Raw genomic sequence first — 10,156 nt, forward strand, 5'->3', positions numbered from 1 at the left:
TGCTCCCTGCGCATGGGGCGGGCCACCGTGCAACTCTCCCTGATAAACGCCCAGTTCATCGAGGAGAGGAGGTGCACGGTGGCCCTGTCCCAGTCTGAACTGATACGCCTGCTGGAGTCACTACGTTCGTCCGACGGAATCGAGCTCGTCCGCAGCGTCGCCGAGCGGATGCTGCAGGAGCTGATCGAGGCTGAGATCACGGCGAAGATCGGCGCCGAGTGGAACGAGCACACCGACACCCGTACCAACTACCGCAACGGGCACCGGGACAAGACGCTGACCACTCAGGCCGGCGACCTCGACCTGGCCATTCCCAAACTGCGGGCCGGCAGCTTCTTCCCCAGCTTGCTGGAGCGGCGCCGCCGTATCGACCAGGCCCTGTACGCGGTCATCATGGAGGCATACGTGCACGGGGTGTCCACCCGGTCGGTCGACGACCTGGTCGTGGCCCTGGGGGCGGACACCGGTATCTCCAAGAGCGAGGTCTCGCGGATCTGCGCCGCCCTGGACGAGCAGCTGACCGCCTTCCGCACGAGGCCGCTGGACCACACTCGCTTCCCCTACATCTACCTCGACGCCACCTACTGCAAGGCCCGGGTCCACCACCAGATCGCCTCCCGGGCCGTGGTGATCGCCACCGGCATCACCGAGGACGGCGGCCGGGAGGTTCTCGGCGTGATGGTCGGCGACAGCGAGACTGAGGCGTTCTGGACCGAGTTCCTGCGTCACCTGCGCGAACGCGGCCTGAGCGGGGTCCGCCTGGTCCTCGCCGACCACCACACCGGCCTGGTCAACGCGATCCGCAAGGTCATGATCGGCGCCGCCTACCAAAGATGTCGTGTCCACTTCCTGCGCAATGTCTTTGGCGTGATCCCGAAGGACGCCGGTGAGATGGTCGCCGCGACCATCCGCACCATCTTCGCCCAGCCCGGTCAGAGGGCGGTCCGGGCCCAGGTCGATACCGTCGCCGACATGCTCGGCGGGCAGTTCCCCAAGGTCAAGGCAATGCTGCTGGAAGCCAAGGACGACCTGACCGCCTTCGCCGTCTTCCCGGAACGCCATTGGAAGAAGATCCAGTCGACGAACCCGCTGGAGCGGATCAACCGGGAGATCAAGCGCAGGACCGACGTCGTCCAGGTTTTCCCCAACGACGACGCACTCTTGCGGCTGGTCACCGCCGTGCTGTTCGAAATGCACGACGAGTGGATCGCCTTCCCCCGCCGCTACCTGCCCGAAGGCAGCATGGACGAGATCTACCCCGACAAGCGCCCCGACAGCGCCCCTGCGCTCCCCAACACCACCAACACGACGACCGATTGATCGGCTACACCATCACGTGGGACGCCATCAACTCCAGCCTCCGGGCATCATTCTGGAGGAGCTGCCGCGAGAAGTCTGCTGTTCTCCACCAGTAGCCGCTGGTTGACGTTCCGGAGAGCTTGCAGGTCAGCCTCTGCTTGCCGGCTGGCGGCTAGTGCTGCATCCCGTTGCTTGCGGAGTTCGTCCATCTCCGTGTCGCGCAGGGAGCGGGCGTCCAGACCGTCGCGCGTCTGGGCGCCCAGCTCCTGGGCGCGAAGCTCGCGCAGCTTGCTCTGGACCGCTTCAAGAGTTCGCCGGAGGGTGGCGTTCTGTTCCAGAAGCATGCGGTTTTCGACTTCGAGGGTCGCCTCCTTGCGGGCGGCAGCCGCCGCGGCTGCCTTCGGCGCGTCTTTGGCGAGGTGAGCCCGCACGGCCTCGGCTTCGGCCTTCAGATCGCGGTGGCGCTGCAGGTACTGCGGGTTGACCCTGGCCCGCCGGGTGATCTCGGCGTCCGAAAGAACCTGGCGCCTTTTGCGCATCCCCGCGAGGACGTCCAAGACGCGCTGGCGGCATTGCTCGCTGTCAGCGCGACGGCGTTGCGCAGCAGCTGCCCTGCCAGCGTCGAGGACTGGGGTGCGGCCTGCGGGAACGGTCGCTGGCTCTGGTCGCTTCTGCGGCGCGAGCGAGTGCGTCAACGGGCCGCCCTTTCAACAAGGATTGGATCGACGGTCGGCTGCTCCAGCCGCTGGCGCCCAGCCAGGACGGCCGCCACCGGGATGACGGTGAGGAACCGGTCCTTGCTGTGGAGCCAGGTCTCCACGGTGGCTCGCTCCTCTTGGGTCAGAGAGTCGATGTCGGCTTCGCACTTGTCGACGAGCTCGTCAATCTGCTTGATCTCCTGGCGCAGCAGCTCCAGATTCGCCGCGCTCAGCGGTCCCGGTGTGAGCACGTTGTCGTAGGCGCTCTCCAGCCTGGCGAGCTGCTCGGCCTTGCTGGTGCGCAGCTGTCGAAGCTCTGGCAGATGAGTGAAATCGGTGGTGTAGAACTTGCAGGCGAAGCAGCGGTAGAACACCGGGCAGCCGTGCCCGTCCGCGCGAACGTTGTTCATCTCGTGGCAGCGTCCTGCGGGAACAGGCACCGAGCCGACGCCCGCCCGAATGCGGTCGGCCAGGTCGTCGTCGGCAGACCGGGCACGTACGCGGCCGCCGGTGAGGTCGAACTGGTACTTCGCGGCGATGGCGCGCACCGCCTCGACGCGTCGAGGGTGCGAGGGGCGGTAGTACACCTGTGTCGTCGATGGCTCCTGGTGAGCCATGAGGACCTGCAAGATATCGAGCGGCACCCCGGCGTCCGCACGGAGCTGGGCGTACGTGTGCCGGAAGGCGTAGGGAAACACCCGCGCCGGGTCGAATAGCTGGTCGCGCTCGTCGACCAAGACGAACTGGTCGAGCCAGTTGTCCAGCCAGTAGCCGATCGAGCTGTTGTCGTACGGCCGCTCGCCGACCTTGTTAGCCCGGGACAGGCGCGTCGTCGGGAACAGCAACATCCGGCTCGAACGCGGACGCCCGTCTCCCTGGAACCTCTGCGGGAACTCGCGCCGCAGGTAATCCTGTTGGCGGGTGATGACCTCGGCGTCGCTGGGGTGGAGCGGGAGCTTGTGCCGTCGGCGGACCTTCTGCATCCAGTACGCGAGGAACGGGTAGGAGCGGCGCTGCACCGTTCCGTCCGGGTCCTCCACGTCGATCTCATGCCATTCGAGGCAGTCGAACTCCAGGTGACGGATCTCCCACGGCCTCCGGCCCACGCGCATAGTCAGCTCGACGTAGTTACGGCGGGTCCCGGGCTGCAGCAAGCCGAGATTGCGCTCGTCCATGAGCTGGAGAAAGACCGACTCTGGCAGGGCATCCTGGGAGCGGCCCTCCAGCTCGCTGTCAGTGTCATCCCGTTCCGGGAATGGCGGTACGTCCCGTTCGAGGAGGTGGACGTCCGCGGCCTGGTTCTCGGCGAGCCACGATCGGCCGTACTCGAGGACGTCCCGCAGAGCCCGGACCAGTTGGTAGTGGCGCTGCGGTGAAACCTGCAGGGGACCGGTGCCTTGCAGAGACGGTAGGAGTCGCTCGGCGATCACCTGCCGTACTGGGTCCTCGTCGTTGACCAGCTGGTAGTCACTGGTATCGCGGGCACGGTATGCAAGCCAGCGAAGATACGCGAGCATGCCCTGGCGCCCGACTTCGCTCGGCCTTCGGCCCTCACCGGGCAGGGTGCGGAGAAACATCGCGAACCACCGGGCTGCCAGGCCGACTGTCACGAGCCGCGCCGGGGAGGCTCCCGCCGCGGCGAGGTGGAGCAGGAACTGCTGAGTGAGGTGTGTCAGCCAGGGGGCGTGGACGTCTCGCAGGTCGACGTTGCCGCCCTCGTAGCGGGGGTTGAGAACGCGCAGCCTGATCAGGGTGCGGGTGTGCTCGGTCTTCGGGTCGGCATCTAGGAGAGGAAGGGTTCGCTGCCATACGCGCAGGTAGGCCGTCGTGTATCCCTTCTGGGGCAGTTCCGCGTCGATCAGGTCCTCGACCGAGTAGTCGCAGAGCCAGCGCACCGCCGACTTGACCTGTGTGGGGTTGATGCGGCCGCCCTGGCGGAGCTGAGCCTCGTATCCGCGGAGCACCTGCACCAGGACCTTCGGTGCCAGGTCGCTGAGAGGGACCACGTCGACGGCCGTATAGACGGCAGCTGCGGTGGATGCCCAGGTCTCGCGGTCGGGCTTCCCGGCGTCAGACCACTGACGCTGGTGTGGAAGGCACAGCCGGGTCCCCCGCAGAACCGCCCTGCGCGGGCAGACGCGGACGAGACACTTCCCGAAGCCCTGGCGGGGAACGGGGCCTGTGGCGAGGTACTGCTCGACGGTGAGTCGGTGCTTCCAGCGTTCACTCGAGCAGCTCTTGCACAGCCCGCTGGCCTCCGCGGTGCGGTCACAGCCCACCAGGCACCGGCTCTCGTCATAAGTGCGGCGAGAGGGTGGGGTGGGCGTGTTCGCGCACCAGGTGTCGATTTCGCTGGGCGTGCCGGCCTTGCGCCACTCGGACAGGCATCGGTGGCAGAGCCAGGGTGAGCTTGCGGCCGGACGATCACAGCGCGGGTGCCGGCAGGAGCGAAACGAGTGCCAGTCCGCGCCCAATGGGAAGCGAAGCTGGAGCCTGGAGCGGTCCAGGCCGTGTTGAGCCAGGTAGCCCCAGTCGGGCTCCCCCTCTTCTTCAGGAGCGGAAGCATGCAGAGGAGCGGTCGTGGTCATGCAGGTCCAAAGAGCTTGTCGTTCACGGATTGAGCGGCCTGTGCGACCCTGGCATCGGAGACGTTCCGGTAGACGTTTTGGCTGTTCACGTCACTGTGGCCCAGCAGACGCTGTAGGACGTCGCGCGCGATGTCGAGGTCCGCGGCGGTCTCACCGAAGGTGTGCCGCAGCATGTGTGGATGGATGTGTCGGATCCCGGCCTTCTTCGCAAGGTCCGAGATGAGGTCCTGGACCCGCCGAGCGCCGATGGCCTGGCCGCCTGGCTCTCCTGTGGGGCCCGGGAACGAGACGAAAGCCCAGGCGCTGTCGTTCGCGCTAGGGATAGCGAGCCGTTCGCGCATCCAGTCGGCGTAGAGCATCTCCACGGGCCCGGGCGTGGGAACGATCAGCGTGCTGCGGTTCTTGTTCGCGGCTCCCCGTGGGTGGCCGTCGCGCCTCTCGAGGTGAAGGTGAGGACCCAGGGTGTATGGGCAACCGGGCACGGTTTTCCCCGGCGGCACGAGGTGAAGGTCTTTGCGACGCAGCGAGACAAGCTGGCCGACGCGCAACGCGCAAACAGCAAGTAGGGCGACCATGCAGCGATCGCGGGCGGTCTGGGCTGCCCGCAGGAGCGCGGCGAACTCCTCGTGGGTCGCTGACGGTGCCCGGCCGGAGGCATGGCTCGGCCGGGAGTCGACGCGGAGGCGCGGCGTGAGGACGAGCTTCCCGTCGCCCGTCGGGTGCGGTGCGGTAAAGAAGAGCGTGTCGACCGCCTTCCCGCTGATCTGACGGAGGTCGGCGAGGTGTAGGTAGAAGCCGTGGATCGCCGCAAGGGCGGGAGCGAGCGTCGAGTCCTGGGGAGGCTGCCCCTGGCCGCGGCCGCTCGTCAGCCGAGGCGTGGTCCTCAACTTCATCACATAGTGGGCAAGTTCGGAGGCTGCGCACTCTCGGGAGAGGTCGTGCTCTCCGCACCAGGCATGGAAGCGCTTGAGGTGCCCGGCGTATGTCTTCGTGGTGGATTCCGCACGAGTGCGGCCGAAGCGCAGGTGTCGAAGGAAATCGTCCATGTCCTCGACGACCTCAAGAGTCGGCCCTGACAGGACGGTCCAGTACGCCAGGGTGTCAGTGACCTCGACCCGTAGAACCTCGGCGGTCGGGCCGCCCTCGGTGATCACATGCGGAATTTAGCAGTCTGACTACCCCAGGTAGGGCTCGCTGGTGAAGGCCACCCGATCGAGTGCATCAAGGGCACCTTCCGCGCATCGCCTCACTGGAACCATCGCAGCGAACGGTACGAGTCAGTCAACGCTCAGGAGCGGTGCGCAGAAGGCTGGTACGTACGCGAGAGGCCGGCCAGCAACGCGGGCTTCTGCAGCCCATGGTGAGCCGCCGTCAGGTCCTGATGGGACTTGGACTTGATGCCCTTCTCCACCGCGATGATCTGATTGAGTTTCGCCACGTCTGCGACGGTAGCAGCGGACACCCAGGGGGTTCGAAGGATTATCGGGCTGCGGATTCCCCGGCGGAGGACAGGGCGTTCACGAAGAGTTCCCCGGCCGTCTCGAGGGCCTCGGCGAGCCCCGCTGGATGGGCCACGAGCCTCGCCACGATCCCGTCGACGCCCCGCAGCCCCGCCCGCTCCAGCAGCAGCTTCTCGTTGGTCACCCACTCCCCTCGCGCCGCGAGCACGGCGTGGGCGGTCTGCGCGGCGGCCAGGGCCAGGGCGCCGGCGACCTCGGTGAGGCGGCCCTTCGGGGCGTGGTCGGCCTTCGCGTACGAGAGAGTCGCATCGGCCGTGCCGCACCAGCGTTCCGCTGCGGAGGCACGCAGCTTCTGCGGATAGGTGTCCGGGCGCGGGAGCGTGCCCCGCAGCACGCGGTTGATCGCCAGCTCGGCGACGACCAGGTAGCTCGGGATGCCGGCGAGGTGGAAGAGCAGCGGCTCCACGCGGAAGCGGCCCGCCTCGGCCTCGGCCCACTCGTGCTCCACGACGTCGAGATCGCGGTAATGGACGTCGACGCGGCGGTCGTCGATGGTCAGCCAGGCACCGCCGTTGAAGACTCCCCCGCCCCAGGCCCCGATCCCGCAGACCTCTCCGGGCCAGCCGATGGCCCGCAGATCGGCCGGATCGAAGCCCGGGCCCCGGTAGTACACGGCCATGTCCCAGTCGCTGTCCGGTCGGTGGGTGCCCTGCGCGCGGGATCCGCCGAGGGCGACGGCACGAACCCCGGGGAGGGCGGCGAGGCGGTCGGCCACGTCGTCGAGGAACGCCTGGTCGTCCACCGGTCTCCCTTCGTCGCGGACACGGAGGCCTACCGTAGCCCGACGGCGGCCGTGCGTCCGCCGGATTTCGGCGAGGCCGGGCCGTCGGTGCAGGTGAGGGAATTCGGGTGCGGTCGCCGTGCCGAACGCGCATCATCGGCGAGTTGTCGTCGGACAGGCGCGCGGCCGGTCCGGACCGGTTGCCGATCCCGGGAGGCCTCATGCTGAAACGCGTCACCGTTCCCGCCCTCTTCCCGCCGCCGCGCTACGCGCACGCCTCCGTCGTGGAGGCGGGAACCCGGCTCGCGTTCCTCGCCGGGTCGGTGCCTCTCGACGCGGACGGGAAGCTCATCGGCGAGGGCGATCCCGTACAGCAGGCGCAGCAGGTGCTCACCAACCTCGAGGAGCAGTTGCGCGCGGTCGGCAGCGACCTGGCGCATGTCGTGTCGACGGACGTCTACGTCGTGAGCAGCGAGACCGCGGTGCTCTCGGCCGTCTGGGACGTCGTCGAGGCCTCGGCGCTCAGCACCGGGCCGCATTCGTCGACACTCATCGGCGTGGCCTGCCTCGAGTACAGCGGACAGCTTGTGGAGATCACGGCGACGGCCGTCGTCCCCGCGCGGCTCGAGGGGGCCGACGCCTGACGCGCCACGCCCCTCCGCCGTAGGCGTCGTACAGGTGTCCTGTCGGCCCGCTCTACGGCTTGGTCGGCAGGCCCGCCGCCTCGGCCGCCGTGCGCAGCACGTCGCGCAGCATCTCGGGGGTGAGCAGTCCCGTGAAGGTGTTGCGCTGGCTGACGTGGAAGCAGCCGAAGAGTTCCAGTCCGTCCAGCGACACCCGGGCCCCGTGCCGGAAGACGGGCCGGGGACGGGGCACAGCCTGGCCCGCCTCCGCGAGTGCGGTCAGGGTCGACTGCCAGCCGAAGGCGCCGAGCGCGACCACGGACCGCAGGGACGGCAGCAGGTGGAGCTCCTGCACCAGCCACGGCCTGCAGGTGTTCCGCTCCTCGGGGGTCGGCTTGTTCTCGGGCGGTGCGCAGTGCACCGGTGCGGTGATCCGCACGCCGTACAGCTCCAGGCCGTCGTCGGCGGACACGGATGTGGACTGCGATGCCAGCCCCACGTCGTGCAGTGCCTCGTACAGCACGTCTCCGGACCGGTCCCCGGTGAACATGCGGCCGGTCCGGTTCCCGCCATGAGCGGCGGGGGCGAGGCCGACGACAAGCATCGGGGCGTCCTGCGGCCCGAAACCCGGCACCGGCCGGCCCCAGTACGTCCAGTCGGCGAACGCGGCACGCTTGGTGCGGGCCACCTCCTCACGCCATGCGACCAGGCGCGGGCAGGCACGGCATCCCGTGATCCGCTCGTCGAGCCTCGCGAGACTGCTGCTGTCCATGGCTCCACGGTAGAGCGGGGCGCGACGGTTCGAGCGAGCCAGGGCCTCCGGCGGCACCCCCATCGGAAATGCCGTGCGGTCCACGCAGCTCAGGGGACTAAGGTCGGGAGCATGGCTTCTGTACGTGCGGACGACGACAGGACGGGCCGGACAGGCGCGGGCCGGGAGTCCGAGGTCGGCCCGGCCCATGAGGCGGCGGACCGACGGGACCCCGGCACGGACGCGCGGAGCCGGACGGCCGACGCCCCGGGCTCGGCCGATCCGAAGGACACGGACGCCGGCACCGCGGGTGCGGAGGCCCTGGATACGAAGACCGCCGCTTCAGTGGCCGCCGCCGAGGCGGCCGGCCCGCCGGGCGGCGAGAGCGTCCGTATCGACAGCTGGATCTGGTCCGTGCGACTCGTGAAGACCCGCTCGATCGGAGCCACCGCCTGCCGGGGCGGCCATGTGCGGGTGAACGGTGAACGCGTGAAGCCCGCGTACGCCGTGCGCGTAGGCGACGAGGTGCGGCTGCGGCACGAAGGCCGGGAGCGGATCGTCGTCGTGAAGCGTCTGATCCGCAAACGGGTCGGAGCCCCGGTGGCCGTCCAGTGCTACGTCGACAACAGCCCGCCCCCGCCGCCCCGCGAGGCCGTGGCCCCGGCCGGTATCCGTGACCGCGGCGCCGGCCGCCCCACCAAGCGCGACCGCCGTGAGATGGAACGCCTCCGCGGCCTGGGAGCGGCACCCGGCGGCTTCGCGGAGGCCCTTCGGGCGCAGGGCCGGTCGCAGAACCCATCGGGAAGCCGGCGCCCGTCCGGAGGCCGCGGCCGACCGGCCGACCAGGGCGGCTCCGGGGAGTTCTGAGAGCAGGCCACGGATCACGCACTGCGCTCAAGGGCTGTGGGCCGGCCCCGGCCCTCCGCCCGTCCGGAAGGCTTTCGGGCGTTTCCTTGTGCTGGTCATGCCTCGCGACGTACGAGACGGAGCAGGTCTGCGGCGCGGTGGCGCCGGGTCCAGGCGATCAGGATCAACGGGACCAGCAGGATCAGCGGGGTGGCCGCGTACTGACCGTCGAAGACCGTGAGCTGGACGATGAAGGCACCCACCATCAGCGCGGACAACGCCACCGCCGCGACCGACGACAGTACCGGGATCACCAACGCGACCGCGCCGGCCAGCTCGAGTGCGCCGATGATGTACATCCCCGTGCTTCCCCAGCCGAGCCTGTCGAAGGACTCCGCGGCCGACGGATGCGCGATCAGTTTCGGCAGCGCGCTCGCGATTCCGTAGAAGAGAGCGAGCGCGATCTGCAGCGCGTGCAGGGAGATCTCGGCACGACGGCCGCGGCCGCGCGCGTGGCCCGTGGACGGGGCGGCGGAAGCGGCACGGGGTGCGGTGGTCTCGGACATGGGGTTCTCCTCGGTGATCAGTTCCGCAGTGCTGTCACAGAGGTAGACCCGCGCAAGTCCTTCAACTCATCGCCGTCCGACCGCACTCCTCCCCCGGGAAGGTCACCGGGCCGCGGCGTCCGCCGGCACCGCTCTCACCCATGTGCGGTCCTCGGTCAGATACCGGTCCACCCTCAGCCCCGCCGCCGCGAGCGCCTCCTCGAACTGTTCCTTGCTCAACGGCCGGGCCTGGAAGGTCTGCGTCCAGGTCGCGTCGGGGAACTCGTACTCCGCGCGAACCGAGTCGACTCCGTTCCCGACCGGCTGCGAGGACACGATCCGTACGGTGAAGCCTCGCGGATCGACGCGCTCACGTGGCAGGTCGGTGTGGTAGTCCTCCCCCTCCCGCTGGATCAGGACGTACCCGCCGGGCGCCACATGCCGGGCGCACGCCCGCAGCAGTCCGCGCCGCACCCCCATGTCCCCGGCGTGCACGAGGAACGACGCGAGCATCACCACGTCGAACGTCTCGTCCAGCTCGAGGGCTTCGATCGGGCTGCACAGC

9 protein-coding genes and 2 pseudogenes are annotated in these 10,156 nt (G+C 69.0%); 3 read left to right on the top strand and 8 right to left on the bottom strand.

The window, feature by feature from the left end:
• Positions 1-78: 78 nt before the first annotated feature.
• A complete protein-coding gene (locus tag VXC91_RS38415; protein ID WP_329511993.1) occupies positions 79-1,320 on the top strand; it encodes an IS256 family transposase in 1,242 nt (413 codons plus the stop codon).
• A gap of 47 nt (positions 1,321-1,367) precedes the next feature.
• On the opposite strand, the gene VXC91_RS38420 is transcribed toward VXC91_RS38415, so the two are convergent.
• The 5 genes and pseudogenes from VXC91_RS38420 to VXC91_RS38440 form a co-directional block, all read right to left on the bottom strand.
• A complete protein-coding gene (locus VXC91_RS38420) occupies positions 1,368-1,856 on the bottom strand; it encodes a hypothetical protein (RefSeq protein WP_329511986.1) in 489 nt (162 codons plus the stop codon).
• A 134-nt stretch (positions 1,857-1,990) separates the two neighbouring features.
• Positions 1,991-4,276: a site-specific integrase gene (locus tag VXC91_RS38425; protein WP_329511987.1), complete on the bottom strand. Its 2,286-nt coding sequence runs from the start codon at positions 4,274-4,276 to the stop codon at positions 1,991-1,993.
• Positions 4,277-4,581: 305 nt separating this feature from the next.
• The gene (locus VXC91_RS38430; RefSeq protein ID WP_329511988.1) at positions 4,582-5,739 is read right to left on the bottom strand and encodes a tyrosine-type recombinase/integrase; all 1,158 of its coding nucleotides are present in this window, start codon (positions 5,737-5,739) and stop codon (positions 4,582-4,584) included.
• A gap of 152 nt (positions 5,740-5,891) precedes the next feature.
• Positions 5,892-6,023, bottom strand: a pseudogene (locus VXC91_RS38435) (DUF7873 family protein); the annotation flags it as partial.
• A gap of 41 nt (positions 6,024-6,064) precedes the next feature.
• Entirely contained in the window at positions 6,065-6,847 is a 783-nt protein-coding gene (locus tag VXC91_RS38440; protein ID WP_329511989.1) for a nucleotidyltransferase family protein, read from the bottom strand.
• Between the two features lie 200 nt (positions 6,848-7,047).
• Here VXC91_RS38440 and VXC91_RS38445 point away from each other — a divergent pair, with 200 nt between their 5' ends.
• Positions 7,048-7,470 carry a RidA family protein gene (locus tag VXC91_RS38445; protein ID WP_329511990.1) on the top strand — a complete coding sequence of 141 codons (423 nt, stop codon included), beginning with the start codon at positions 7,048-7,050 and terminating at the stop codon, positions 7,468-7,470.
• Between the two features lie 52 nt (positions 7,471-7,522).
• Here VXC91_RS38445 and VXC91_RS38450 read toward each other — a convergent pair whose 3' ends face one another.
• Positions 7,523-8,221 (bottom strand): uracil-DNA glycosylase, encoded by a 699-nt coding sequence (locus tag VXC91_RS38450; protein ID WP_329511991.1) that lies wholly within the window; start codon positions 8,219-8,221, stop codon positions 7,523-7,525.
• Positions 8,222-8,332: 111 nt separating this feature from the next.
• On the opposite strand from VXC91_RS38450, the gene VXC91_RS38455 reads away from it, so the two are divergent.
• Entirely contained in the window at positions 8,333-9,067 is a 735-nt protein-coding gene (locus tag VXC91_RS38455; RefSeq protein ID WP_408057583.1) for an RNA-binding S4 domain-containing protein, read from the top strand.
• A gap of 95 nt (positions 9,068-9,162) precedes the next feature.
• Here the strand turns inward: VXC91_RS38455 and VXC91_RS38460 are convergent, their stop codons facing one another.
• Together VXC91_RS38460 and VXC91_RS38465 are read right to left on the bottom strand one after the other, a co-directional pair.
• The gene (locus VXC91_RS38460) at positions 9,163-9,612 is read right to left on the bottom strand and encodes a DoxX family protein (RefSeq protein ID WP_329511992.1); all 450 of its coding nucleotides are present in this window, start codon (positions 9,610-9,612) and stop codon (positions 9,163-9,165) included.
• A 102-nt stretch (positions 9,613-9,714) separates the two neighbouring features.
• A pseudogene (locus tag VXC91_RS38465) lies at positions 9,715-10,156 on the bottom strand (SAM-dependent methyltransferase); the annotation flags it as partial.

Source organism: Streptomyces chiangmaiensis, from assembly GCF_036281785.1.
GTDB lineage: Bacteria > Actinomycetota > Actinomycetes > Streptomycetales > Streptomycetaceae > Streptomyces > Streptomyces chiangmaiensis.